The sequence below is a fragment of the Curtobacterium sp. MCLR17_051 genome (assembly GCF_003234395.1).
Lineage (GTDB): Bacteria > Actinomycetota > Actinomycetes > Actinomycetales > Microbacteriaceae > Curtobacterium > Curtobacterium flaccumfaciens.
Genome location: NZ_QKTA01000005.1, coordinates 15,608 through 42,107, shown reverse-complemented (window position 1 = coordinate 42,107; position 26,500 = coordinate 15,608). Strand labels below are relative to the sequence as shown.

Annotated in this window: 21 protein-coding genes; 18 read left to right on the top strand and 3 right to left on the bottom strand. The window is 72.1% G+C overall.

From position 1 onward, the window contains the following. Window positions 1–41: 41 nt before the first annotated feature. The 9 genes from mnmA (at window position 42) to DEJ06_RS06315 (ending at window position 13,263) form a co-directional block, all read left to right on the top strand. On the top strand, window positions 42–1,148 hold the full coding sequence (mnmA, locus tag DEJ06_RS06355; protein ID WP_111038787.1) for a tRNA 2-thiouridine(34) synthase MnmA: 1,107 nt from the start codon (window positions 42–44) through the stop codon (window positions 1,146–1,148). A 66-nt stretch (window positions 1,149–1,214) separates the two neighbouring features. Then, window positions 1,215–3,545, top strand: a complete 2,331-nt coding sequence (gene ligA / locus DEJ06_RS06350; protein ID WP_111038786.1) for an NAD-dependent DNA ligase LigA — start codon at window positions 1,215–1,217, stop codon at window positions 3,543–3,545. A gap of 186 nt (window positions 3,546–3,731) precedes the next feature. Next, complete coding sequence (locus DEJ06_RS06345; protein WP_111038785.1) at window positions 3,732–5,150, top strand: alpha/beta hydrolase; 1,419 nt, start codon at window positions 3,732–3,734, stop codon at window positions 5,148–5,150. A 260-nt stretch (window positions 5,151–5,410) separates the two neighbouring features. Beyond that, window positions 5,411–7,741, top strand: a complete 2,331-nt coding sequence (locus DEJ06_RS06340; protein ID WP_111038784.1) for a transglycosylase domain-containing protein — start codon at window positions 5,411–5,413, stop codon at window positions 7,739–7,741. Between the two features lie 139 nt (window positions 7,742–7,880). Then, window positions 7,881–8,180: an Asp-tRNA(Asn)/Glu-tRNA(Gln) amidotransferase subunit GatC gene (gatC, locus tag DEJ06_RS06335; RefSeq protein WP_017887005.1), complete on the top strand. Its 300-nt coding sequence runs from the start codon at window positions 7,881–7,883 to the stop codon at window positions 8,178–8,180. Window positions 8,181–8,191: 11 nt separating this feature from the next. Further along, on the top strand, window positions 8,192–9,739 hold the full coding sequence (gatA, locus tag DEJ06_RS06330) for an Asp-tRNA(Asn)/Glu-tRNA(Gln) amidotransferase subunit GatA (RefSeq protein ID WP_111022649.1): 1,548 nt from the start codon (window positions 8,192–8,194) through the stop codon (window positions 9,737–9,739). After that, window positions 9,739–11,244: an Asp-tRNA(Asn)/Glu-tRNA(Gln) amidotransferase subunit GatB gene (gatB, locus tag DEJ06_RS06325; protein WP_035807593.1), complete on the top strand. Its 1,506-nt coding sequence runs from the start codon at window positions 9,739–9,741 to the stop codon at window positions 11,242–11,244. The genes gatA and gatB overlap by 1 nt, the downstream gene beginning before the upstream one ends. Window positions 11,245–11,368: 124 nt before the next feature. Next, window positions 11,369–12,544, top strand: coding sequence for a type III polyketide synthase (locus DEJ06_RS06320; RefSeq protein WP_111038783.1), 1,176 nt, complete (start codon window positions 11,369–11,371; stop codon window positions 12,542–12,544). After that, window positions 12,541–13,263 carry a methyltransferase domain-containing protein gene (locus DEJ06_RS06315; RefSeq protein ID WP_111038782.1) on the top strand — a complete coding sequence of 241 codons (723 nt, stop codon included), beginning with the start codon at window positions 12,541–12,543 and terminating at the stop codon, window positions 13,261–13,263. The genes DEJ06_RS06320 and DEJ06_RS06315 overlap by 4 nt, the downstream gene beginning before the upstream one ends. A 108-nt stretch (window positions 13,264–13,371) precedes the next feature. Here the strand turns inward: DEJ06_RS06315 and DEJ06_RS06310 are convergent, their stop codons facing one another. Beyond that, window positions 13,372–14,421, bottom strand: a complete 1,050-nt coding sequence (locus DEJ06_RS06310; RefSeq protein WP_111038781.1) for a zinc-dependent alcohol dehydrogenase family protein — start codon at window positions 14,419–14,421, stop codon at window positions 13,372–13,374. A gap of 80 nt (window positions 14,422–14,501) precedes the next feature. Between DEJ06_RS06310 and DEJ06_RS06305 the strand changes: the two genes are divergently transcribed. Beyond that, entirely contained in the window at window positions 14,502–15,479 is a 978-nt protein-coding gene (locus DEJ06_RS06305) for a DUF3097 domain-containing protein (RefSeq protein WP_111038780.1), read from the top strand. Window positions 15,480–15,549: 70 nt separating this feature from the next. After that, on the top strand, window positions 15,550–16,203 hold the full coding sequence (locus DEJ06_RS06300) for a hypothetical protein (protein ID WP_017886998.1): 654 nt from the start codon (window positions 15,550–15,552) through the stop codon (window positions 16,201–16,203). Window positions 16,204–16,503: 300 nt separating this feature from the next. Here the strand turns inward: DEJ06_RS06300 and DEJ06_RS06295 are convergent, their stop codons facing one another. Continuing rightward, window positions 16,504–17,517, bottom strand: a complete 1,014-nt coding sequence (locus DEJ06_RS06295; RefSeq protein WP_111022654.1) for a LacI family DNA-binding transcriptional regulator — start codon at window positions 17,515–17,517, stop codon at window positions 16,504–16,506. Then, the gene (locus tag DEJ06_RS06290; RefSeq protein WP_258367055.1) at window positions 17,514–17,936 is read right to left on the bottom strand and encodes a DUF3054 domain-containing protein; all 423 of its coding nucleotides are present in this window, start codon (window positions 17,934–17,936) and stop codon (window positions 17,514–17,516) included. Before DEJ06_RS06290 ends, DEJ06_RS06295 begins: the two co-directional genes overlap by 4 nt. Window positions 17,937–18,060: 124 nt before the next feature. On the opposite strand from DEJ06_RS06290, the gene DEJ06_RS06285 reads away from it, so the two are divergent. The 7 genes from DEJ06_RS06285 to DEJ06_RS06255 all read left to right on the top strand — a co-directional run bounded on the left by DEJ06_RS06285 (window position 18,061) and on the right by DEJ06_RS06255 (window position 26,475). Beyond that, complete coding sequence (locus DEJ06_RS06285; protein ID WP_111038778.1) at window positions 18,061–19,011, top strand: hypothetical protein; 951 nt, start codon at window positions 18,061–18,063, stop codon at window positions 19,009–19,011. A 484-nt stretch (window positions 19,012–19,495) separates the two neighbouring features. Beyond that, window positions 19,496–20,650: an extracellular solute-binding protein gene (locus DEJ06_RS06280; protein ID WP_111038777.1), complete on the top strand. Its 1,155-nt coding sequence runs from the start codon at window positions 19,496–19,498 to the stop codon at window positions 20,648–20,650. After that, complete coding sequence (locus DEJ06_RS06275) at window positions 20,647–21,681, top strand: ABC transporter permease (RefSeq protein WP_111038776.1); 1,035 nt, start codon at window positions 20,647–20,649, stop codon at window positions 21,679–21,681. Before DEJ06_RS06280 ends, DEJ06_RS06275 begins: the two co-directional genes overlap by 4 nt. Then, window positions 21,678–22,490, top strand: a complete 813-nt coding sequence (locus tag DEJ06_RS06270) for an ABC transporter permease (RefSeq protein ID WP_111038775.1) — start codon at window positions 21,678–21,680, stop codon at window positions 22,488–22,490. Before DEJ06_RS06275 ends, DEJ06_RS06270 begins: the two co-directional genes overlap by 4 nt. 83 nt (window positions 22,491–22,573) lie before the next feature. Beyond that, window positions 22,574–23,650 (top strand): ABC transporter ATP-binding protein, encoded by a 1,077-nt coding sequence (locus DEJ06_RS06265; RefSeq protein WP_258372453.1) that lies wholly within the window; start codon window positions 22,574–22,576, stop codon window positions 23,648–23,650. Then, complete coding sequence (locus tag DEJ06_RS06260; protein ID WP_111038773.1) at window positions 23,647–25,254, top strand: inositol monophosphatase family protein; 1,608 nt, start codon at window positions 23,647–23,649, stop codon at window positions 25,252–25,254. The genes DEJ06_RS06265 and DEJ06_RS06260 overlap by 4 nt, the downstream gene beginning before the upstream one ends. 423 nt (window positions 25,255–25,677) lie before the next feature. Then, window positions 25,678–26,475, top strand: a complete 798-nt coding sequence (locus tag DEJ06_RS06255; protein ID WP_071405482.1) for a hypothetical protein — start codon at window positions 25,678–25,680, stop codon at window positions 26,473–26,475. The last annotated feature ends 25 nt before the right edge of the window (window positions 26,476–26,500 follow it).

The window sequence follows — 26,500 nt, the reverse complement described above, 5'->3', positions numbered from 1 at the left end:
ACGCCAGCGGTACCGCTTCGTCGGCGGGTTACCCTGGACGCATGCGTGTTCTTGCGGCGATGAGCGGTGGTGTCGACTCGGCGGTGGCCGCAGCCCGGGCGGTCGACGCCGGCCACGACGTGGTGGGTGTGCACCTGGCCCTGAGCCGGATGCCCGGCACCCTGCGCACCGGCAGCCGCGGGTGCTGCACCATCGAGGACTCGATGGACGCCCAGCGCGCCGCGTCGGCCCTCGGGATCCCGTACTACGTGTGGGACTTCTCGGCCCGGTTCAAGGAGGACGTCGTCGACGACTTCGTGGCCGAGTACCAGGCCGGCCGCACCCCGAACCCCTGCATGCGCTGCAACGAGCGGATCAAGTTCGCGGCGCTGCTCGAGAAGGCACTCGCCCTGGGGTTCGACGCCGTCGCGACCGGGCACTACGCCTCGATCGTCACCGGTCCGGACGGCTCCCGCGAGCTGCACCGGTCGGCCGCGTGGGCGAAGGACCAGTCGTACGTGCTCGGCGTCCTGACCGCCGAGCAGCTGCAGCACGCGATGTTCCCGCTCGGCGCGACGCCGTCGAAGGACGAGGTCCGGGCCGAGGCCGCCGAGCGCGGGCTGACGGTCGCCCAGAAGCCGGACTCGTACGACATCTGCTTCATCCCGGACGGCGACACCCGCGGCTGGCTGGCGGACCGCGTCGGCACCGCCCCCGGCGAGGTCGTCGAGCGCGACGGCACGGTCGTCGGCTCGCACGAGGGCGCCACCGGCTACACCGTCGGACAGCGTCGCGGCCTGGCCCTCGGTCGCCCGGCACCGGACGGCAAGCCCCGGTTCGTGCTCGAGATCCGCCCGAAGGACAACACCGTCGTCGTCGGCCCGAAGGAGGCCCTCGCCGTCACCTCGATGTCCGGCTCGCGGTTCACCTGGGCGGGCACGGCCCCGGCCGACCCGGCGACGCCCTTTGCCTGCGACGTGCAGATCCGCGCGCACGCCGACCCGGTGCCCGCGACGGCCCGCGTGCAGGACGGCGTGCTCGTGATCGACGTCGACGAGCCGCTGCACGGGGTCGCTCCCGGCCAGACGGCCGTGGTCTACGTCGGCACGCGGGTGCTCGGCCAGTGCACGATCGACACCACGGTCAGCGCCGTCCCCGTCGACGCCTGACCCCGCCGCTCCCGGGGCACACGCTCGCTGCACGCCGCGTCGGTGGTGCACGGTAGAACTGATGCCATGAGCGAGACCGACGCGACGTTCGAGACCATCGACCCCGACGGGCTCGACGCCGCCCAGGCCGCGCGCGAGGTCGACCGGTTGCGCGCCCGCGTCACCGAGCTGCGCCACGACTACTACGAGGGCAACGCCTCGCCCCTGTCGGACGCCGACTACGACGCCCTGGTGCACCGCCTCGACGCGATCGAACGGCGGTTCCCGGAACTCCTGACGCCCGACAGCCCGACGCAGACCGTGGGTGGGCAGGCGCAGACGACGCAGTTCGCACCGGTCGAGCACGCCGAGCGCATGCTCTCGCTCGACAACGTCTTCAGCCCCGACGAGCTGACCGAGTGGGCCCTCAAGGTGCAGCGGGACGCCGGTGCCGAGCGGGTGCGGTTCCTGACCGAGCTGAAGATCGACGGCCTGGCCATCAACCTGCGGTACGAGCACGGTCGGCTCGTCTCGGCCGCCACCCGCGGTGACGGCGTGGTCGGCGAGGACGTCACCGGCAACGTCCGCACGATGGGCACGATCCCGGACCGCCTGTCCGGCACCGGTCACCCGCCCCTGGTCGAGGTCCGGGGCGAGATCTTCTTCCCGGTCGCCGAGTTCGACGAGCTCAACGCCAACCAGCGCGAGGCGGGGGAGCGCGTGTTCGCCAACCCGCGCAACGCTGCCGCCGGGTCCCTCCGCCAGAAGGAAGAGGGCAAGTCCGAGGCGAAGCGTGCCCTGATGGTCGACCGGCTGCGGCGTCTGCGGATGCTCGTGCACGGCATCGGCGCGTGGCCCGTCCGTGAACTCGAGCAGGGCACCGACGTCCGCAGCCAGTCCGAGGTCTACGAGCTGCTGCAGACCTGGGGCCTGCCGACGAGCAGCCACTACCGGGTGTTCGACACCATCGACGAGGTCAACGGCTTCGTCCGGACCACGGGGGAACGCCGTTCGTCGGTCGAGCACCAGATCGACGGCGTCGTGGTGAAGGTCGACGACCTCGCCCTGCACGAGGAACTCGGGTCGACGTCGCGGGCGCCGCGGTGGGCGATCGCGTACAAGTACCCGCCGGAAGAAGTGCACACGACGCTCACCGACATCGTGGTCAGCGTCGGCCGCACCGGCCGTGCCACCCCCTTCGCGGTGATGGCCCCGGCCGAGGTCGCCGGGTCCGTCGTCCGCCAGGCCACATTGCACAACCAGCAGGTCGTCAAGGCGAAGGGCGTGCTGATCGGCGACACGGTCGTGCTGCGGAAGGCCGGCGACGTCATCCCCGAGGTGCTCGGCCCGGTGGTCGAGCTCCGTGACGGTTCCGAGCGCGAGTTCGTGATGCCGACCAACTGCCCCGAGTGCGGCACTGAGCTCGCCCCCGCGAAGGAAGGCGACATCGACCTGCGCTGCCCGAACGCGAAGAGCTGCCCGGCGCAGGTGCGCGGTCGGGTCGAGCACATCGCCTCGCGCGGGTCGCTCGACATCGAGGGGCTCGGCGAGGTCGCGGCCGCGGCGCTCACGCAGCCCCTCCGCCCGGAGACCCCGCCGCTCGTCACCGAGGCCGGACTGTTCGACCTGACGATGCAGGACATCGTCCCGATCGAGGTCATCGTCCGCGACGCCGAGACCGGCATGGAGAAGGTCGACGACGACGGCACCCCGAAGCGCGTCACGCCGTTCAGCCGGGCGCGCAAGAAGACCGACCCGCCGTTCGACCCCGAGGCACGCGGTGCCGACTACACCGGTGAGCCGAGCCGCTACCCGTCGAAGAACGCGTTCGAGATGCTCGCGAACATCGACGCGGCGAAGACGAAGCCCCTGTGGCGGATCCTGGTCGGCCTGAGCATCCGCCACGTCGGACCCGTCGCCGCCCGGGCCCTGGCGAACCACTTCGGCTCCCTCGACGCGATCCGGTCGGCGTCGCGCGAGGACCTCGCCGCCGTCGACGGGGTCGGCGGGATCATCGCCGACGCCCTGCTCGCCTGGTTCGACGTCGACTGGCACCGCGAGATCATCGACCGCTGGACCACGGCCGGCGTGCAGTTCACCACCCCGGGCCACCCCGGCCCGGGCAGCGCCGACGTCGAGGGCGGCGTGCTGAGCGGCGTCACCGTCGTCGCGACCGGGTCACTCGAGGGCTACACGCGCGAAGGTGCGCTGGAGGCGATCATCACCGCCGGTGGCAAGGCTGCCTCGAGCGTGAGCAAGAAGACCGACTTCGTGGCGGCCGGTCCGGGTGCCGGTTCGAAGCTCACGAAGGCCGAGCAGCTGGGCGTCCGGATCATCGACGCCGAGCAGTTCCACCTGCTCGTGACCGAGGGGCCCGCGGCGCTCGCCGAACCGGAAGCGCCCTCGACCGAGGACTGAGGACCGAGCGGGGCGCGCAGCACGCCCGGTCGCATCCGCTGAGCGCGGCGCGCCGCCGAACGCGCCCAGTTCGGGGGACAAGTTGCATCGCGCATGGATGATCCGCGGACATCTCCATAGACTCGACCGAGCATCACCCGTCGTCTGCAGGGGGACGTCGGGACGGCCTTCCCGGGGGAGACCCGAATGCTGCTCATCGCTGCGGCTCTGCTCACCGCCTCGGTGCACTCGCTCGGAGTGATCGAGGCCCCAGGCATGCCCCCGGCGCACCAGGTCACGGTCGCCAGCACCGCCACGACCCGCATCGTCCCGGTCGACGACGTGCTCTCGTCGGCGTCGGCGTCGGCATCCGTGTCGGCTCCCGTGGCGACGCCGGTGGCGGCAGCGGCGTCGTCGACGACCGCGGTGCGGGTGGACGACCTCGCCGCCGCGCACGGACGCGCCTTCGTCGAGGACCTCGGTGCGCTCGGCACCGCCGACCTGCGGAGCGCGGCCACCGACCGCGGCGTCGTGGCGACGGTGCAGGACGACCCGCCGCCCGCGCAGACCGTCGCGCAGTGGTGGTCGCACCTGCCCGCCGACGAGCAGGACCGACTCCTCGCGCACGCGCCCGCCCTGGTCGGCAACCTCGAGGGCGTGCCGTACGCGGTCCGTGACCAGGCCAACCGCGCGACGCTGACCTCCGGCCTGGCCGACGCCGACCTCGGTGCAGCCCGGGCCGCGATGCTCGGGCAGGTCCGGGACTCCCTGGTGCAGCAAGCCGGCGACCCGCGGCGCTTCCTGGTGGCGCTCGACACCCGGGGGTCCGGGCGTGCGGCGATCAGCATCGGCGACCTCGACACCGCGGCCGACGTCACCGTCGTGGTGCCGGGCATGTTCTTCACGGTCACCGGGCAGATGACCGACTTCACGAACACCGCCAACGACCTGTCCCGCGAGCAGGCCACCCTGGCGCCGCTCGCCGCCACGGGCAACGGGTCGGGAGCCGCCGTCGTCGCGTGGATGGGGTACCGCACGCCGGACCTGTCCAACATCCTGTCGCTCGGGCTCGCACGGACCGGGGCCGAGCGGCTCGAACGGACGGTCGCAGGGCTGCGTGTGATCCGTGCCGGAGACCAACCGCGCGTGAACATCGTCGCGCACTCGTACGGGTCGACCACGGCGATGACGGCCCTGGCGTCGGGGCGGATGACCGCCGACACCCTGACCGTGCTCGGGTCTCCGGGCAGCGACGTCCGGACGGCGGACGACCTCGCCGTCGCCACCGGGCAGGTCTTCGTCGGCGGCGCGCACAGCGATCCCATCGCGGGCTCCGGGTACTTCGGCACCGACCCGGGCGGGGCGTCGTTCGGGTCGACCGTGCTCGACCTCGCCGGGGGCGCCGACGCGCTGTCGGCCGGTGACGTGTTCCGCCGCCCCGTGGGCCACAACGACTACCTCAAGCCGGGCACGGCATCGCTGCACGACGTCGCCCTGATCGGCATCGGCCGCGGCGACCTGGTGCGCGAGCAGGTCCGACGCGGCAAGTCGGGTGGTGACGGCATCGTCGGCGCCTCACCGGACATGTACCTCGTGCGCCCGCAGGACCTGCAGCCCCGTGACTGACGGGCCGTGGCCGACGGGCGGTGGGCGGCCGGCCCTGACCGACCGGGCGGACCCGCCGGTCGTGGCGACGCGGTGGACGTGACCCGATCGTGACCGGCGGCCGACGTGGCGGAGCCGATGCGGGCCTCCCGGCCGGATCGGTGCGCCCGCGCGGATCGCGACGCGTCCTCGGAACCGCCTGGGTGGCAACCTGAGCGCGACCGCAGCCTGCACTCGTTCCAGGGCAGAACCAGTACAGCCCTGCTGCCTACGGTGCCGTCATGCGTGTGGTGCGATGGCCTGGTGCTCTCCTGATGTTCGTGGTGATGTCCGTGCTCGCCGGCATGCTCGTCGCCGTCGCGGTGACCCCGGCGGTCGCCGTCGCGGGTGAGGGGACGTCCGGGGCGGTCTCGTTCTTCGAGGACCTCCCGACCTACCTCGACGTGCAGACCCCGCAGCAGGTGTCGTCCGTGTACGCGGAGCAGGGCGGGAAGCAGGTCAAGATCGCCTCGTTCTACGCCGAGAACCGCACGAACGTGACGGCGGACCAGATGGCGGACTCGCTCAAGCAGGCGGCGATCGACACCGAGGACCCGCGCTACTACGACGAGGGCGGCATCGACGTGCTCGGGACGCTCCGCGGGGTCGCCGCGACCGTCGTCGGCGGGGACGTGCAGGGCGGCTCGAGCATCACGCAGCAGTACGTCAAGAACGTCCTGGTGCAGCAGTGCGAGGAGCTCACGGGCAAGGACCAGGCCGCCACCGAGAAGAAGGTCGAAGCCTGCTACGAGGACGCGGCCGGCGTCACGCCGCAGCGCAAGCTGCAGGAGATGCGGTACGCGATCGCGGTGAACAAGAAGTACTCGAAGGACGAGATCCTGACCGGGTACCTCAACATCGTCGGGCTCGGCGGGCGGGTCTACGGGGCCGAGGCCGGGGCCGAGTACTACTTCGGCGTGCACGCGAAGGACCTGTCGCTCGTGCAGTCGGCCACGCTCGTCGCGATCCTCAACAACCCGTCGAACCTGCGCATCGACGTGCCGAGCGACAAGGACAACGGCAAGGCCAACGGGTACGAGCTGACGAAGGAGCGGCGCGACTACGTGCTCCGCCGGATGCAGGCGCACGGGTCGATCACGAAGGCACAGATGACGAAGGCGATCGCGACGCCGGTCACGCCGAAGATCACCGAGACCGCCAACGGGTGCTCGACCGCCGCGACGCACTACGACGCCGGGTACTTCTGCGACTACGTCCGCGACCAGGTGCTGCAGGACCCCGCGTTCGGCAAGACCGCGGCGGCACGCATCGCCACACTCGACACCAAGGGCCTGCAGATCCACACCTCGCTCGACCTCGACCTGCAGGGCCAGGCACAGTCCGCCCTGTCCACCTACGTGCCGGCCACGATGGCCGGCGTGGACGTCGGCGGCTCGAACGTCACCGTGGAGCCCGGCACCGGCCGGATCATGTCGATGGTCCAGAACACCACGTACACGCAGGGGGACAACGCCGCCGCCGGGGCCACGGCGGTGAACTACAGCGCCGACTCCGGGTACGGCAACTCGGGCGGGTTCCAGACCGGCTCGACCTACAAGGTGTTCACCCTGGCCGAGTGGCTCGCCAGCGGGCACACCCTGTCCGACTCGGTCACCACCTCGGAGCACCAGTTCGCGAACGCCGAGTTCACCAACACCTGCCAGAACGTCGCGGGCGGTACCTGGAACGTCGCCAACGCCGAGAGCGTGCCGTCGTCGATGTCGGTCGAGGCGGCGACGGTCGAGTCGATCAACACGGCGTACGCCCAGATGGGCAAGCAGCTCGACCTGTGCAAGATCGCCCAGCTCGCGCAGTCGTTGGGCATCCACCGCGCCGACGGCGGTGACCTGACGCAGACGCCGTCGTCGATCCTCGGCGTGAACGAGCTGTCGCCGATCGACCTGGCCGAGGCCTACGCGGGCTTCGCCAACGGCGGCATCGTGTGCACGCCCACCGCGATCGACTCGGTGACCGAGGCGGACGGCACGAAGATCACCCCGACGCCGTCGTCCTGCACGCAGGGCGTCTCGGCGGACGTCGCGGGCACGGTCGACTACGCGCTGCAGGGCGTGCTGTCCGGTTCGGGCACCGCGGCGAGTGCGAACCCCGGGGACAGCGTGGCGAAGTTCGCGAAGACCGGCACCACCGACGGTGACGTGCAGAACTGGCTGGTCGCGTCGTCGACGAAGTACACGAACGCCACCTGGGTCGGCAACGTGCAGGGGAGCGTGAGCCTGGCGAACTGGCCGTTCCTGCAGGGCACCACCGGGTACAGCGCGAAGTTCGGGGTCGGGAAGTCGATGATGGCGTACCTCGACCAGACCGTCGGCGGGGGAGCGCTGCCGGCGCCGAGCCAGGCGATGATCGGGCAGGCGAGCAAGTCGTCGTCTTCGTCTTCGTCTTCGTCGGGGTCCTCGTCCGGGCAGGGGACGGCGCAGGACGACCAGACGACGCCGACGGCTGCTCCGGCTGCGACGGCTGCTCCGGCTGCACCCGCTGCCCCGGCTGCGCCGGCGCCCGCCGCGACGGTGGCCCCGGCGGCACCGGCTGCGGGGGACCAGAACGGGAAGTGACCCGCTGACCCCCTGGAGGCCCGGGTGCCGGTCCGGCGGACCGGCACCGGGCCTCCAGGGCGTTGTCCACAGCCGCGCCTGCGCGCCCGACGCAGCCAATAGACTGTGGGGCATTCCACGAACCGATCGACGGAGCACCATGCCTGACATCACGAGCGAGCAGGTCGCACACCTGGCGAACCTCGCACGTATCGCACTCACGCCCGACGAGATCGAGAAGCTGACCGGGGAGCTGTCGCACATCGTCGAGAGCGTCGCCAAGGTCGCCGAGGTCGCGACCGACGACGTCCCGGCGACGAGCCACCCCGTGCCGCTCGGCAACGTCACCCGACCCGACGTGGTCGGCACGACGCTGACGCAGGAGCAGGCGCTCTCCGGGGCGCCCGACTCCGACGGCGAACGGTTCCGCGTGACCGCCATCCTCGGCGAAGAACAGTAGGGCGAAGAACAGTGACTGACGACATCACGAAGCTGAGCGCCGCGGCGCTCGCCGACGCCCTCGTGGCGCGCGACGTCTCGAGCGTCGAGGCCACCCAGGCCCACCTCGACCGGATCGCCGCCGTCGACGGCGACGTGCACGCGTTCCTGCACGTCAACCAGAACGCCCTGGCAGTGGCGAAGTCGATCGACTCCCGCCGTGCCGCGGGCGACGACCTCGGGCCGCTCGCCGGTGTGCCGATCGCCGTCAAGGACGTCCTGTGCACGCAGGACATGCCCACGACCGCCGGGTCCAAGATCCTCGAGGGCTGGGTGCCGCCGTACGACGCCACCCCCGTCGCGAAGCTCCGCGCCGCCGGCCTCGTGCCGCTCGGCAAGACCAACATGGACGAGTTCGCGATGGGCTCGACCACCGAGTTCTCGGCCTACGGCCCGACCCGCAACCCGTGGGACCTCGACCGGATCCCCGGCGGGTCCGGCGGTGGCTCGGCCGCTGCGGTCGCCGCGCACGAAGCCCCGTTCGCCCTCGGTTCGGACACGGGTGGCTCCATCCGCCAGCCGGGTGCGGTGACGGGCACGGTCGGTGTGAAGCCGACCTACGGCGGGGTGAGCCGCTACGGCGCCATCGCCCTGGCGTCCAGCCTCGACCAGATCGGTCCGGTGTCCCGCACCGTCCTCGACGCCGCGCTTCTGCACGACGTCATCGGCGGGCACGACCCGAAGGACTCCACGTCCATCCCGGACGCCTGGCCCTCGATGGCCGCCGCCGCACGCGAAGGGCTGCAGGCGGACACGCTCCGCGGCCTGCGCGTCGGCGTGGTGAAGGAACTCGCCGGGGGCGACGGGTTCCAGGCCGGGGTCACCCAGCGCTTCCAGGAGACGGTCGCGCTGCTCGAGTCGGCCGGTGCGGTCGTCGTCGAGATCGACGCCCCGTCGTTCGCGTACGCGATCAGCGCGTACTACCTGATCCTCCCGGCCGAGGCGTCGTCGAACCTCGCCAAGTTCGACTCGGTGCGCTTCGGCCTCCGGGTCACGCCCGAGAACGGTGCCACCGTCGAGGACGTCATGGCCGCCACGCGTGAAGCCGGCTTCGGGCCCGAGGTCAAGCGGCGCATCATCCTCGGCACCTACGCCCTGAGCGCCGGCTACTACGACGCCTACTACGGCTCGGCGCAGAAGGTCCGCACGCTCGTGCAGCGGGACTTCCAGGCCGCCTTCGAGCAGGTCGACCTGCTCGTCAGCCCGTCGGCCCCGACGACCGCGTTCCCGATCGGTGAGCGCATCGACGACCCGCTGGCGATGTACCTCAACGACCTCACGACGATCCCGGCGAACCTCGCCGGCGTCCCCGGCATGAGCATCCCGAACGGCCTCGCGCCCGAGGACGGCCTGCCCGTCGGTGTGCAGCTGATGGCGCCCCAGCGTGAGGACGCCCGGCTGTACCGCTACGGTGCCGCCCTCGAGCGTCTGCTCGAACAGCAGTGGGGCGCGCCGCTCATCGCGTCCGTCCCGGACCTCGACCAGAGTCAGCAGTCCGCTGCGCAGGAAGGTGTGATCTGATGGCGCAGAAGGACGCGCTGATGGACTTCGACGAGGCGCTCGAGCGCTACGAGCCGGTGCTCGGCTTCGAGGTCCACGTCGAACTCGCGACGAAGACCAAGATGTTCTCGGACGCCCCGAACTTCTTCGGCGGCGAGCCCAACACGAACGTCACCCCGGTCGACCTCGGGCTGCCCGGGTCGCTGCCGGTCGTGAACGCACAGGCCGTGCGGTACTCGATCCAGCTCGGGCTCGCGCTCGGCTGCTCGATCGCCGAGTCCTCGCGGTTCGCCCGGAAGAACTACTTCTACCCGGACAACCCGAAGAACTACCAGGTCTCGCAGTACGACGAGCCCATCGCCTACGAGGGCGAGGTCGAGGTCGAGCTCGCCGACGGCACGATCTACAACATCCCGATCGAGCGCGCCCACATGGAAGAGGACGCCGGCAAGCTGACGCACGTCGGTGGTGCCACCGGCCGGATCCAGGGCGCCGAGTACTCGCTCGTCGACTACAACCGTGCCGGTGTGCCCCTGGTCGAGATCGTCACGAAGCCGATCTTCGGCGCCGAGCACCGTGCCCCCGAGCTCGGAGCCGCCTACGTGCAGGTCATCCGCGACCTCGTCCGGGCGCTCGGTGTCTCCGAAGCCCGCATGGAGCGCGGCAACCTGCGGTGCGACGCGAACATCTCGCTGCGCCCTCGCGGGCAGGAGAAGCTCGGCACCCGCACCGAGACCAAGAACGTGAACTCGTTCCGCGCCGTCGAGCGTGCGATCCGCTACGAGATCCAGCGCCAGGCCGCGATCCTCGCCGCCGGTGGCACGATCACGCAGGAGACCCGCCACTGGCACGAGGACACCGGTCGCACGTCGGCCGGTCGTCCGAAGTCGGACGCCGACGACTACCGGTACTTCCCGGAGCCCGACCTGCTGCCCGTCGTGCCGGACCCGGCCGTCATCGCGGAGCTCCGTGCCTCGCTGCCCGAGGCACCGGTCGCACGTCGCCGTCGTCTGAAGGGTGACTGGGGCTTCGCCGACCTGGAGTTCCAGGACGTCGTGAACGGCGGGCTGCTCGACGAGGTCGAGGGCACCGTCGCCGCCGGTGCCGCACCACAGGCCGCCCGCAAGTGGTGGACCGGTGAGATCAGCCGCGTCGCCAACGCGCAGGACGCCGCTCCCGGTGACCTGGTGTCGCCGAAGCACGTCGCCGAGGTCATCGCGCTCGTCGAGTCCGGCGACCTGACCGACCGCCTGGCACGCCAGGTGCTCGAGGGTGTCATCGCGGGCGAGGGCTCGCCGGCGCAGGTCGTCGAGGCCCGCGGGCTCAAGGTCGTCTCGGACGACTCCGCCCTGACGGCCGCGGTCGACGAAGCACTCGCGGCGCAGCCCGACGTGCTGGCGAAGATCCAGGACGGCAAGGTCCAGGCGGCCGGCGCGATCATCGGCGCGGTCATGAAGGCCATGAAGGGCCAGGCCGACGCCGCACGCGTGCGGGAACTCGTGCTGGAGCGCGCACAGCAGTCGTAGGCAGTCCCACGCACGGAGGGCACGGCACCGGTCGGTGCCGTGCCCTCCGTGCGTCCCGTCGCCGTGGGTCCCGTTGCCGTGTGCATCCTGGGGACGCGTCAGCGATCCGGTGACAGGATGAGTCGTGTCCGCAACGATCCGCGCCATCGGAACCGCCGTCCCCGAGACGACCCTCGACCAGCCCCGGGTGCGTGACCTGTTCTCCGCCCAACCCGACCTCGGGCGGCTCGGCAAACGGCTCGTCCCCGCCGCGTTCGACGGGTCGGCGGTCGACCAGCGGCACACCGTCCTCGAGGAACTCGACTCCGCGCGTGCCGGTGGGGCCTTCCGTGACGACGACGGCACCCTGCGCTCGCCGTCCACCGGCTCGCGGAACGACCGGTACCGCGAGCTCGCCCCGCCGCTGTTCGTCGCGGCCGCCCGTGACGCCGTCGAACGTGCCGGGATCGCGCCGGAGGCCGTCACGCACCTGGTGACCGTGTCGTGCACCGGGTTCACGCAGCCTGGGCCAGACATCGACGTCGTCGAGCAGCTCGGGCTCCCCGGGGGCGTCTTCCGGCACCACATCGGCTTCATGGGGTGCTGCGCCGCGTTCCCCGCGCTCCGGATCGCCGCGGCCTTCGTCGACCAGGACCCGGACGCCGTCGTGCTCGTGGTCTGCGGTGAACTCTGCACCCTGCACGTCCGCGCCTCGAACGACCCCGACCAGATCGTCGCGAACAGCGTCTTCGGCGATGGTGCGGCCGCCGCGGTCGTCGCCCGGGACGGAGCCGGTCTGCGCTTCGACGAGTTCACGACGGCCGTGGTGCCCGAGGGGGCATCCGAGATGGCGTGGAACATCGGGGACGAGGGCTTCGAGATGGTCCTGTCCACCGCTGTGCCGAAGCTCGTCGGCCTGCACGTCCCGAGCGCCGTGCAACCGCTGCTCGACGGCGGGCCCGCGTCGGACGTGCCGGTGTGGGCGGTGCACCCGGGCGGCCGGGCCATCCTCGACCGCACGCAGGAGTCGCTCGGCCTGCCCGACAGCGCCATGGAGTCGAGCCGGCGGGTGCTGCGCGAACACGGGAACATGTCGAGCGCCACCGTGCTCTTCGTGCTGCGCGACGCCGTCGACGCCGGTCTCGAGGACGGCAGTGCCGTCGTCGCGCTCGCCTTCGGCCCCGGCCTCACCGTCGAGAGCGCACGGCTCACCGCGGTGCGGACCGAGGCGTCGCCCGCGGCAGAACCCGCGGCAGAGCCCGTGGCGGAACCCGCTGTCGCACCCGCCCGCGTGCCCGTCGCGACCACGGGCGCGGCGTGAGCCGTCAGGACGGCGGCACCACGGGCCTCCCGGCCGTCGACCTGCGTACCCGCGCGCTCGACCTGACCGAACTGATGGACGACCCGGACTGCGACCCGCGTGCGCTCGCGCGCACCTTCCGGCGCTTCGCCGTCGTGAACGCGCTCGTGAGCGGCTGGCGTGCGGCCTGGCGCTCGCACGTCGTGCCGGCCCTGCCCGCCAGCGGGCGCGGCAGGGTGCTCGACCTGGGGTGCGGCGGCGGCGACCTGGCCCGCTCGTTGGTTCGCTGGGCGGCGAGCGACGGATTCGACCTCGAGGTCGTCGGGGTCGACCCGGACGAACGTGCCATCGCCGCGGCACGGCGGTCGTCCCCGACCGGCGTGACGTTCCGGCAGCAGTCGAGCGGTGACCTGGTCGCGGCGGGTGAGCGGTTCGACGTCGTCGTGTCGAACCACGTGCTGCACCACCTGGGCGACGAGGAACGGCGGGGGTTCCTGGCCGACTCCGAACTGCTCGCGAGCGGGCGCAGCCTGCACTCGGACATCCGTCGGTCGCCGGCGGCCTACCGGGCGTACGCGCTGGCGTCACCGCTCGTGGCGGCGGGGACGTTCATCCGCGTCGACGGCCTGCGGTCGATCCGCCGGAGCTTCACCGTGCCCGAACTCCGCGACGTGCTGCCCGGCGGATGGCGGGCCGAGGCGGCTGCGCCGCACCGGGTGCTGGCGATCCGCGACGCCTGAGCGGGCGGGCCGCCGGTTGTCGACGCGACCAGACGACGGACGGGAGGCCCGTGGCGACGCCGCCACGGGCCTCCCGTCCGTCTGCCGGTGCGTCCACGACGCGCGCCGCTACGGGCGCAGCAGCACCTTGATGGCCCGGCGCTCGTCCATCGCGCGGTAGGCCTCGGCGGCCTCGTCGAGCGGCAGCTCCAGGTCGAAGACGCGACCGGGGTCGATCGCGCCGGACAGCACGTCGGGCAGCAGCTCGGGGATGTACTTCCGGGCCGGGGCCATGCCGCCCGCGATCGCGATGTTCGTGTCGAACAGGTAGCGCGTTCCGATGGTCGGCACCCCGTGCGGGACCCCGACGAAGCCGACGTTGCCACCGGGGCGCACCGAGTGCAGCGCCTGGTCCATGCTCTCCTCGGTGCCGACGGCCTCGACCCCGCAGTCGGCCAGGTCGCCGCCGAGCAGCGCGCGGACCGCCGCGACGCCCTCGTCGCCGCGCTCCGCCACGATGTCGGTGGCACCGAACTCGCGGGCGAGCGCCTGGCGGTCGGCGTGCCGGCTCATCGCGATGATGCGCTCCGCCCCGAGCCGCTTCGAGGCGAGCACGGCGGACAGGCCGACCGCGCCGTCGCCGACCACGACGACGGTCTTGCCGGGGCCGACCGCTGCCGACACGGCGGCGTGGTGACCGGTCGAGAAGACGTCGGACAGGGTGAGCAGCGACGGCACCAGGGCCGGGTCGACCGGGCCGGGGACCGCGACGAGCGTGGCGTCGGCGTCCGGGATCCGCACGTACTCGGCCTGTGCGCCACCGACGGGGTCGCCGTACGCGTCGGTGCTGCCGAACCCGGACAGGTGGTCGCAGCCGGTGGTCATGCCGTTGCGGCAGGCCTGGCAGGTGCCGTCGTTCATGGTGAAGGGGGAGATGACGAAGTCGCCCTCGTGCAGGCCGGTGACGTCGTCACCGACGGCGACGACCTCGCCGACGAGCTCGTGGCCGATCGGCCGCGGCTGCTTCGTCTCGGTGACGCCGCGGTAGGGCCAGAGGTCCGATCCGCAGACACAGGCCGCGAGGACCTTGACGACGACGTCCTTGCCGGACAGCAGCCCGGGTCGGTCGCGCTCCTCGACGCGGATGTCGTTCGGGGCGTGGATGAGCGCTGCGCGCACGGGCGGGCCTTCCGTCGAGATGATGGGGAACCGGCGCGGTCGACGTCGTCCGGGCCGTCGTCGACAGTACCCTCGTGCGGGTGGACGACGACCGGTACGGCGGCGATGTGCTCTCGGGGGACTGGCGCTCGCGCGGGGTGAAGAAGGTGCGGCAGGTGCCGCTCGAACGGGACATGGTGCTCGAGGACCCGGACTCCGGGTGGGCCGGTGCCGTGGTGGGACTCGAGGCCGGCAACATCGCGCTCGAGGACTGGAAGGGCCGCACGCGTTCCTTCCCCTTCACGGGGCAGTTCCTGCTCGAGGGTGAGCTGGTGACGCTGGGGCGGCCGTCGGCGCCGGTCGGCCGGTCTGCCGGGGGTGCTGTTGGGGCTGGTGCTGCTGGTTCCGCTGGCGGTGCGGGTTCCGCTGGTTTCGTCGGTTCCGTCCATGCGGACTGGAGGCCCGGGGGCGCGCCCGCCGTGCGGCAGGCGTCCGACGGTGGTCGGCTCCGCACCGCGTCCGGATCGTTCGCCGTGGAGTCGCAGCGAGCTCGGGTGGCGCTCCCCAGCCGCATCATGGTCGAGGGCAAGCACGACGCGGAACTCGTCGAGAAGGTCTGGGGTGCCGACCTGCGCGTCGAGGGCGTCGTGGTCGAGGAGCTCTCCGGCGTCGACAACCTGGCCGCCGTGCTCGACGAGTTCCAGCCGACGCGGGAGCGCCGGGTCGGGGTCCTGGTCGACCACCTGGTGCCCGGGTCGAAGGAGTCCCGCTTCGCCGACGCCGTGATGCGTGGCAGGTGGGGCGCGCACGTGCTCGTCGTCGGGCACCCGTTCGTCGACGTCTGGCAGTCGGTCAAGCCGGCGCGGGTCGGGCTGCGGGCGTGGCCGACGATCCCGCGCTCGATCGAGTGGAAGGCGGGCATCTGCCAGGCGCTCGGCTGGCCGCACGCCGAGCAGGCCGACATCGCCCGGGCATGGCAGCGGATCCTCGGGCAGGTGCGCACCTTCGCCGACCTGGAGCCGGAGCTGCTCGGCCGTGTCGAGGAGCTGATCGACTTCGTGACGGAACCACAGGCCTGAGAACCGGCGGATTGCCCGACCGGCGCGGTGTGCCGGGGGTGATCCGCGCCTCCAGGCCTACTGTTGAGGGATGGACGGCATCGACGGTCGCGTGCGGGGCGCGGTCGACCTGTGGCTGCGCTGGCTGCCGCGCTGGCAGATCGGGACCGCCCGCCCGCGCACGCGCATCTGCCGGAAGTGCACCGGGTCCCCGATCGCCGCGGCCGCGGGGTTCGGACCCGACGTGCCGCACGCCGTCCAGCACGCGCTGATCGGGCGGATCTCGACGATCGTCGAGGACGCCGTCGACGACTACACGGCGAAGAACCTGCCGCTGCTGCAGCGCGAACTCGAGCGGGCGGCGGCACGGAAGCGGCACGCCGGGTACCAGCCGGCCGAGGGGTTGTCGCCGGAGTTCCAGGGCCTCGACGTGGACCCCGAGCCGTCGCCGGGGTCGCCGTTCCTGTTCACCCTCGGCGAGCTGGCCGGCACCGGTGCGGGGGAGCAGACGCCGCGCGAGCCGTTGTCGGACGAGGCGAAGGCCGCGCTCCGGCACGAGATCGCGCTGTCCGACGAGTGTGCGCGGTCGACCGGCACCGCGGTGTGCCTGGCGCTCATCGACCACCGGCCGCGGATCGCCGAGGCCGTCGAACGCCTGGTGGAGCCGCAGATCGAGGCGCTGGTGTCGGACATGTTCCGCGGGTTCGACGGGCCGGAGGACGGGCCGCGCAGCGGGTTGTTCTAGGCGCGGGCGCGGGTGCGGGTGCGGGCGCGGGTGCGCGGCTGCGGCCGTGGGCCGAAGCCGCACGGTGCTGTCTGTGTCGGCCCGTGCGAGGTTGTCCGCTCGGTGCACGCTTGTAGCGCCGCACCGAGCCGCCACGGTGGCACCGCTCGACGAACCTCGCACCGTGCGTGCTTCTCGAGCCTCGCACCGCAACACGAACCGTGCGCGGTTTGAGCGACCTCGCACCGTGCGCCAGGCCCGGAGCCTGCACGGGTCGAGTCGACGCGCACCGTGCGAGGTCGGCGGGTCGGGGGATCGGCGTCAGCGGGGGAGCAGGGTGCGGCCGGGGATCACGGTGCCGCGCAGTGAGCGGTGCTCGACCGGGCGCGTGGGGTCGTCGATGCGGCCGATGACCAGGTCGATGGCCTCGCGGCCGATGCGCTCGATCGGTTGCTCGAGGGTCGTGAAGCCGATCCAGTCGCTCGCCAGCGGGTAGACGCCGTCGAACCCGGTGACGGAGAGGTCGCGCGGGACCTCCACACCGCGGCGGGCCAGCGCCTCGCACACGTCGAGCATCAGCCGGTCGGTCGGACACATCACCGCCGTCACGCCCGACTCCTGCACGGCGTCCACCAGGTCGGCGGCGAGGTCGTCGGGCGGCCGCACGAAGCTCGCGTCGATGTCGATCACCCGGATGCCACGTGCTCGGAGTCGCTCGAGCATCGCCGACGACCGCGCGTGCTGCGTGATCGCGTTGTCGAGCGGGACGGTGAACACCACGGCCGTGGTGTGGCCGGCATCGGCGACGGCGTCCGCGATGGAAGCGCCGCCGTCGACCTCGTCGCAGTAGACGCTCGAGAGCGCTGGGTGCAGCTCAGGCCGACCGGCGACGACGGTGGCGATGCGGGGCGCGAACTCGGCGATGTCGGCGGACGGCATCAGGCCGCTGCACACGACGAGGCCGTCGACGCGCATCGACACCAGTGCGGCGAGGGCGGACTTCTCGTCCTCGACCCGACCGACGCCCGTCGTGGTGACGACGCGGTAGCCGAGCTCCGATGCGCGGCGCTCCATCACGGCGTGCAGTGCGGTGTAGACCATGGACGAGGCGTCTCGGACGAGCATCCCGATCGTGTTCGTCCGCCCGCTGACCAGCCCGCGAGCCATCGCGTTCGCGACGTACCCGAGCTCGGCTGCCGCTCGTTCGACGCGCTCGCGGGTCTCGTCCGAGAACCGTCCGGTCCCGGAGAGCACGCGGCTCACCGCCGACTTCGAGACCCCCGCACGTGCGGCGACGTCGAGGATCGTCGGTTGGGAACCGCGGCTGCCGTTCACGCGTCGGACGCTGCGGCGTCCCGTCGCGACCGCGACGCGGTGAACCGGAGCACACCGCGGGCGATCGCGCGCCAGCCGAGCAGGAACACCCCGAGCACGATGGTCGCGACGATGACGAACGAGATCGGCAGCGGGTTGCCGTCGACGTCCCCCTGCCCGGTGGCGACGCGGATGGCCAGACCGACGAAGACCGTGAGGACCCAGACCACGACACCGGTCGGCCAGAAGCGCAGCGGTCGAGCCCAGGCACCGCTCGTCACGTACCCGATCGCCCAACCGGCCAGGAACGGGTACGCGGTGGTCCAGAGCGCCAGCGCCGTGTTGGCCTCTCCGTGCGACGAGCGCCCGATGAGTGCGAAGACGACGATGAGGACGACGTCGATGACGGCTGCGAGCCAACCCCAGGTGCGTGCGTTCACCCGCTCATTCTCGCAGGCCCCGGGCTGCCCGCTCATTCCTCCACAAGGTGGTCGAGGGGCTGGTCCTCCACAGCACTCCCATGCGGTGCTGCTCTGAAGGCGGAGGATCCGGAGCATCACGAGTATGTCGATGAACCTCAAGCTCGCACCGGTCCCCGAAGTCCTCACGTTCCGAACCTCCGCCCAGCGCCCCGACGAGTCCGATGTCATCAGGCGTCGGGCCGCTGCGGGGGAGCTCACACGGGTAGCACGCGGACTGTACGCGGAGTCTGCGGGATGGGCCGCACTCCGCCCCAGCGAGCAGCACCACGTCCGGCTGCGCTCGTTCGCCGACCGGATCCGCCCCGGAGACCTGATCTCACACCTCTCGGCCGCCGTCGTCTTCGGTGTGCCCCTGCTCACCCCACCACCGACACGGATCCACGTGACCTCACGCGGTGCCGACCGGCGCACCACGAACGCGACCTTCGTGGTGCATGCCGACCTCGACGCCGAACGGAACGAGCGTCCGGTCGCCACGCCCGACGGGTTGCTGGTGTGTGGACTCGATCGGCTGGCGACCGACCTCGCACTCACGCTGCCGTTCACCGACGCAGTCGTGTCCCTCGACGCGCTCTTCCGTCGCGAGGTCGAGCGCGAAGACGTCCGGTCGGCGATCGAGCGGCGCGGGCAGAAGGGACGACGTCGGGCGCTCCGGGCGATCGGGTTCGCCGATGCCGCATCGGACTCCCCGGGGGAGTCGTACGCACGAGCGCGGTTCGACCAGTTCGGGACACCACCGCCGGTCCTCCAGCACCGCTTCCGGGCGCCCGGCGAGCCGGACATCGTCGTGGACTTCTGGTTCCCGGATGCCGGGGTCGTGGTCGAGTTCGACGGAGCCGTGAAGTACCGGAGCAGTGCGTACCTGCGGGGACGGACGCCGGAGGAAGCGCTGTTCGACGAGAAGATCCGGGAAGACCGGCTCCGCGCGTTCCCCGAGGTGCGAACCGTGGTGCGGCTCACCTGGTCGGACCTGCGCAACGAGTGGGTCCTCCGCGCGAAGCTCCGCCGGGCCGGAGTCCGCATGTCGCGCTGAGGGGCTTCAGCCACGCACCGTGCGAGATTGTTCGGCCTCTTGCCGGTGCGCACGGTGCGCGGTTCGTCGCCCAGGGCCGACCTGGCTGCTCGGTGCGGGGTCGTCGGCAGCGAACGGGCCGCGCACCGTGCAGCCTTCGCCGGTCGGGGGCGAGTAGCCCGCTCCGTGCAGGGTTGTAGCTGGGCACGAAGCGGTCAACCTCGCACGGGTCAGCGGAACTCGCACCGTGCGCCGTCACCGCATCCGACGCGCAGCACCGCGCCCGCCGCCCGCCGCCCTCGCACCAGAGCGAGCACCGCACCCGGAGTTCACCCGGCGGCGACGCCGGAGGCACCCGGAGTTCACCCGGCAGCGCCACACTCGAGCCCGGCGCGGGAACGTTCCCACACGGCCCGCCCGCACAACCTTCGCACGCCCGCACGCCCGCACGCCCGCACGCCCCCACCCCGCACACCCCACGCACCACGGAACAGGGAGAACCCACGTGAAGACCCGAGTCCTCGCCGGCCTCGCCATCGCGGCAGCCGCGACCGTCGCACTCTCCGGCTGCGTCCAGAGCGCCAACGCCTCGAACGCCTCCGACACCGACGGCACCACCGACCTCACCGTGTTCATCAGCGGCGACACCAACGTCCAGGACCTCTGGGACAAGTCGCTCATCCCCGCCTTCGAGAAGGCCAACCCGAAGATCCACGTCAGCACGAGCATCGACCTGCACGGCGAGCACGACGCCCAGACCCAGGCGAACCTCGCCACCGCGGTCAAGGCCGGCAAGTCCGTCGCGTACGACCTCGTCGACGCCGGCTTCGTCACCACCGCCGGCAAGGCCGGGTTGATGGCACCGGTCAGCGACAGCTCGATCCCGAACCTGAAGGACGTCCCGGACGCCACGAAGCAGCAGGGCGGCGTCAGCGCCATCCCGTACCGCGCCTCGAGCGTGCTCCTGGCGTACGACGCGAAGAAGGTCACGGACCCGCCGAAGACCCTCGACGACCTGCTCGCCTGGATCAAGGCCAACCCGGGCGAGTTCGCCTACAACTCTCCGTCGTCCGGCGGTTCGGGTGGTTCGTTCGTGGCCACGGTGCTCGCGAAGTACCTGACGCCCGCCGAGCAGGAGACGATGCAGACGAAGTACGACAAGTCGCTCGAGTCCAAGTGGGACAAGGGCTTCGCGGCCCTGAAGGACCTCGGCCCGTCGACGTACCAGAAGGGCGTCTACCCGAACGGCAACGACCAGGTCGTGCAGCTGCTCGGCAGTGGCCAGATCGCGATGGCCCCGGTCTGGAGCGACCAGTTCATCACCTCGCAGAAGACCGGCATCATCCCGAAGACCACCAAGGCCGTGCAGATCGAGGACCCGTCGTTCACCGGCAGCGCGAGCTTCCTCGGCATCCCCAAGACCGAGCCGAAGGCCAAGAAGGCGGCAGCCGAGAAGCTCGCCGACTTCGTGCTCAGCGCGAAGGGGCAGCAGCTCGTCGCGAGCGCCGTCTCCGGCTACCCGGTGATCCCGCTCGACAGCCTGCCGGCGTCGGTGGCCGAGCAGTTCGCCGACGCGAACCCCTCGCAGCTCCGCCTCGGGTTCCAGAGCGACTTCGCCGCCGACATGAACGCGGCGTGGGACGCGAAGGTCCCGCAGTGACCCAGACCGTCCAGGACGGCCCGGCAACCGGCCGGGAGGCCCGTGGCGACTCCGCCACGGGCCTCCCGCCCGTCCCACCCCACGCTCAGGGCCCGGCGAACCCCGCCAGCGGGCGCACGGCGCAGGAGCGGCTGGCCCGCCGCCGGCGCTGGCAGGGCCTCGCCCTCGTCGCAGCCCCGGTGCTGGTCGTCGTCCTGTTCGTCGGCGTCCCGGTGGTGAACGCCGCCCTGTTCAGCCTCGGGTTCACCGGCGGCCTGAACCAGGCGCTCGCCGACATCGGCGGCGACACCGTGCGCGGCTTCTCGTTCGCGGTCTACGCGACCCTGCTCGGCAACGCCACGTTCCTGCGTGACCTGGTCGCGACCCTCGGGGTGACGGCACTGTCGACCGGCCTGACGGTGGGGCTCGCCGTCGTCGTCGCGGTGATCCTGCGGCTCCGCGGCGGCTTCCTCGGCAAGACCCTCAGCGTCCTGGCCGTGGTGCCGATCTTCGTGCCGGTGGTCATCGCGAGCTGGTCGATCCTGACCTTCACCGACGCGCAGGGGTTCCTCCGGAGCCTCGGTGCGCAGTTCGGCCTCGACGTCCCGGTGTGGGGCTACACCCTCGTCGCCGTGGTGTTCGGCAGCGTCTGGACCAGCCTGCCGTTCGCGGTGCTCATGATCGCCGGGGCGCTGCAGGGCACACCGGACGCCCTGGTCGAGGCCGCGAAGGACGCCGGTGCGAGCACCTGGCGTGTCGTCTGGCAGGTGCTCCTGCCGATGGCCGCGACCCCGCTCGTCATCGCGACGACGTTCACCGTGATCGGGGTGCTCGGTTCGTTCACCGTGCCGTACTTCACCGGTCCGAACGCGCCGACGATGCTCGGCGTCGACATCTCGAAGTACTTCCAGGCCTACAACCGTCCGCAGCAGTCGACGGCGATGGCGTTCATCGTGTTCGCGTTCGCCGCGGCCGCGAGCGTCTTCTACCTCCGCTCGACGGTCCGCTCGAACGCGGGCGAACTCGACAAGAAGCGTCAGGAGCAGCAGTGATCAAGCGTCTGACAGCCAACGCCCTCGTCTGGGCGACCGCGATCGTGCTGGCCGTGTTCATCCTCGGGCCGCTCGTCTGGCTGGCCGCCCGGGCCTTCGCGACGACGTGGACCTACCCGAACCTGCTGCCCGACGGCTGGACCCTGCAGTGGTGGGGCACCGTGTTCGAGGACCGCAGTCTGGCCGTCGCCGTGCAGAACTCGCTCGTCCTCGCCCCGCTCACGGTCCTCATCGCCGCGGTGGTCTGCCTGCCCGCCGCGTGGGCGATCAGCCGCATCGAGTTCCCGGGGCGGCGGCTCGTGCTCGTCGGGCTGTTCGCCACGAACGCGTTCCCGAAGATGGGCCTCTTCGTCACGATGTCGGCGATGTTCACCGCGCTGAACCTCATGAACACGGTCACCGGCATCCTGATCGTCCACGTCCTGGGCTGCGTCGTCTTCATGACGTGGCTGCCCGCCGCTGCCTTCTCGGCCGTGCCGCGGTCCCTCGAGGAAGCCGCCCGCGACGCCGGGGCCAGCCGCTGGCGCACCTTCTGGAAGGTGACGTTCCCGATTGCCTGGCCCGGGATCCTCGTCGCGATGGTGATGTCGTTCCTGGCGTCCTTCGACGAGGCGCAGGGCACGTACCTGGTCGGCGCCCCGACGTACATGACGATGCCGACGGCGATGTACTCGCTCGTCCTGAACTCCCCCCGCCAGGTCTCGGCGGTGTTCGCGATCGCGCTGAGCATCCCGTCCGTGGTCCTGCTGCTGCTCGCCCGGAAGCACATCATGGGCGGCCGACTGGCGGACGGCTTCCAGATCCGATGACCCGGCCGCAACCGACCGGGCCGACACCCGGACAGACACCCGGACCGACACCGATGACCCACACCAGCACGAAAGGCGACCAGATGACGGACGCAACGATCGTCGCGGAACGCGCACCGGGCCTCCAGGCCGACGGCAGCACGACGGACCGGACCCGATCCGGCGGCCTCACCATCCGCGGACTGCGCAAGACGCTCGGCGGGCGCGACGTCGTCGCCGGCATCGACCTCGACGTCGCGAAGGGCGAGCTCGTCTCGCTCCTCGGGCCGTCCGGCTGCGGCAAGACCACGACGCTCCGGATGGTGGCGGGGTTCCTGCCCGCCGACGGCGGCGTCGTGACCATGGGGGACCGCGACGTCACGTCGCTCGGTCCGGAGCGCCGGCCGAGCGCGATGGTGTTCCAGAACTACGCGCTCTGGCCGCACATGACGGTGACGCAGAACGTCGCGTTCCCGCTGCGGACCCGACGGGTGCCGAAGGCGCGGGTCGCCGAGCGGGTGCGCGACGCGCTCGAGCTCGTCGGCCTCAGCCACCACGCCGGCTCGAAGCCGACCGCGATCTCGGGCGGCGAGCAGCAGCGCGTGGCCCTGGCCCGCGCCATCGTGCAGGAGCCGGACGTCCTGCTCCTCGACGAGCCGCTGTCGAACCTCGACGCGAAGCTCCGCGTGAGCGTCCGCGACGAGATCCGCCGCATCCAGCAGCGCCTCGGCATCACGACCGTGATCGTCACGCACGACCAGGACGAAGCGCTCAGCATCTCGGACCGGATCGCCGTCATGCACGACGGCCGCATCGAGCAGATCGCGACCCCGACCGAGCTCTACGCCCGCCCCGCCACGAGCTTCGTCGCGTCGTTCATCGGGTCGACGAGCGTCGTCACCGGCCGGTTCCTCGCCGGCACCTCGGTCAGCCCGACGGCGGCCGACACGGTGGTGATCCGCCCCGAGCAGGTCGTGCTCACCGAGGACTCGCCGATCCGCGCGACGGTCGCGCGGGTGCTCATGCGGGGGCACTTCGCCGAGGTCGTGCTCAGCACCGACGGCGCGGAGCTCCGTGCCTACGTCACCGGGCCGCCGCCGGCGGTCGGCACCGAGACCGGGGTGCGCCTGGGCGAGGTGCTCGTCCACCGCGACGGCGTGCTGCTCGAGGTCGCCCGATGAGCGCCGGGGTCCCGACGTCGACGGTCTCCGCTGCGGCTGCGGTCGACCGTGTGGTCGCCACCAGTCCGGACGGGAGGCCCGGCGTGCGTCCGCCACGCCTCGTCGCCCACCGCGGTGCGCCGCGCGTCCGGCGTGAGAACACCCTGCCCGCCATCGCGGTCGCCGAGGCGCTCGGCGCCGAGGTCATCGAGGTCGACGTCCGCCGCACCGCCGACGGCGTCGCCGTCCTGCTGCACGACGAGACCCTCGGCCGGATGTGGGGCGACGCCCGCCGGGTGTCCGACGTCGACTGGTGCGACGTCGCCCGCCTCGGCAACGGCCTCGACCGGATCCCGCGGCTCGACGGCGCGCTCGAACGCCTCGACGGCTGCCGGTCGACCCTGCTCGTCGACCTGACCGACGCCGAGGACGCCCTGGTCGCGGCCCGCACCGTCGCGGGCTTCACCGGCTCCACCGCGGTGGCCTGGTGCGGAGCACCGGCCGCGATGGCGGCCGTCCGCTCCGTGCTGCCCGACGCCGACGTCTGGCTGGCGTGGGAGTCGCTCGACCCGCCCGTGTCGGCGGACCTCGAGGCGCTCGAGCCGTCGACGCTCAACCTCGACGTCGCGTTCCTCACCCCGCGCACCGTCGAGGTCGCGCACGCCCTGGGTCTGCGCGTCGCCGTCTGGACCATCGACGACGTCGAGCCCGCCATCTGGGCTGCCCGGCTCGGTGTCGACTCGATCACCACGAACGACGTCGGGTCCATCGGAGCAGCCCTGTCGGCGGCCGAGCGCGACGGCTGGCCCGAGCGCGACCGCGAGCCCACCGAGACCGAGGTCGCCTCGCGTGCCCAGGCCCTGGCCCACCGCATCGCCCACGAGGTCATCGCCTACACGCGCGAACACCCGGTCAGCGAGGTCCACACCAAGGCGAACCCCGCCGACCTGGTCACCGACGTCGACCGCCTGGTGGAGCAGCACGTCCGCTCCCGCGTGCGGATGGTGTTCCCGACGCACGGGTTCACCGGCGAGGAGTACGGCGAGGCCCCCGGCGACCGGCACCGCTGGTTCCTCGACCCCGTCGACGGCACCACCAACCTGGCGAACGGCGTGCCGTGGACCTCGATGTCGCTCTGCCTGACCCGTGGCGGCCGTCCGCTCGTCGGCGTCGTCGCTGACCCCTGGCGCGGTGAGGTGCTCGAGGCCCGACGCGGCCGCGGCGCCACCCTGCGCGACCGCCAGCTCCGACTCGACGACACACCCCGGCCGCTCGCCGGTGCCGTCGTCGGCACCGAGCTCGACGGACACCGCCCGTGGCCGGGGTTCGGGGCGTTCCTCGAGGCCCTGGCCGACCGGTCGTGCACGCTCCGGGTGCAGGGATCGGGCACGTTGACGATCGCCCAGGTCGCGGCCGGGCGGGGGATCGGCGGCTGCGTCTCGGCGTTCAACCCGGTCGACCACGGCGCCGCGGTGCTGCTCGTGCACGAGGCCGGGGGCGTCGTGCTGACGCGGTCCGGCCCCGTCGAGGGCTTCCCACCCGCGGGGGAGCCGTTCCTCGTGGCGCACCCGGGGGCCGCGGACGAACTGCACGCGGTGTGGACGGCGGCGCTCGCCGCGGGGTGAGCCACGCGGCGCACGTGCGGGGTCGGCGATGCGGTGCGGGGTTGGCTGCCGGGTGCGGTGCTGCAAGCGCGCACGGGTCTCGGAACTTCGCACGGGGTGTGCAGGTGCGCACGGTGCGGACTGGAGGCGCGGTGCCAGCCCGGCACGCGCCTCCCGGCCGGTGGGCGGTGGGCACGGTGCGGGGTCGGCGATGCGGTGCGGGGTTGGCTGCTGGGTGCGGTGCTGCAACCGCGCACGGGGCTGCGAACCGCGCACGGGGTGTGCAGGTGCGCACGGTGCGGGCTGGAGGCGCGGTGCCAGCCCGGCACGCGCCTCCCGGCCGACTCTGAGCGGGCGCTCAGTCAGTCGACGCCGGGGGTTCGTAGTGTTGCAGTCCACGACGGGTCCGACCGGGCCCACCGTGCACCCGAAGGAGCATCGACCATGGGATTCCTCGACCGCCTGCTCGGACGTCCGGAGCGTGACCGATCCGCTGACGCACAGCAGAACCAGTGGGGGCAGCCGCCGCAGCAGCAGGGCTACCGGTACGGCCAGCAGTCCTACCAGCAGCCGGCACCGTCCGCACCGCAGGGCGCAGGCGACCAGTACGGCGTCCCGCAGTGGGGCGGTGCACCGACGCAGCAGCAGGGTGCGACGACCGACGACGAGCGTGCGGTGGAGCGCTACCGCTACCTGCTCCGCACGGCACCGCCGGAGCGCATCGAAGAGGTCCACGCCGAGGCCTTCGCCAAGCTGACCGACGAGCAGCGCCGCATGGTCTACGACGAGTTCACCCGGACCGCGCCTCCCGGTGAGGCACCCCGTGGCGACGACCCGCGCTCGCTCGCCCAGTCGGCGACCCGCTCCGAGATCCGCCAGCCGGGCTTCATGGAGCGCTCGCTCGGTGGCGTCGGCGGTGGCGGCGGACGCTTCGGCGGCCAGCGCGGCGGTCCGTCGTTCGGCAGCATGATCGGTGCCTCGATCCTCGGGACCGTGGCCGGCTACGTCATCGGTTCGGCGATCATGAGCGCGTTCCTGCCGGACCCCGGTTCGTTCGATGGCGGTACCGACGCTGCGGGTGACGGTGGTTCGGAGGACACTGGTGCTGAATCCGGCGATGCCGGGGCGTCCGACGGCGGCGCATCCGACGGCGGCGGCTTCGACAATGCGGGCTGGGGCGACAGCGGATCCGACTTCGGCGGTGGCTTCAGCGACTTCGGTGGTGGTGACTTCGACGTCTGAGTGACGTCCGTCGCTCCACCGGACC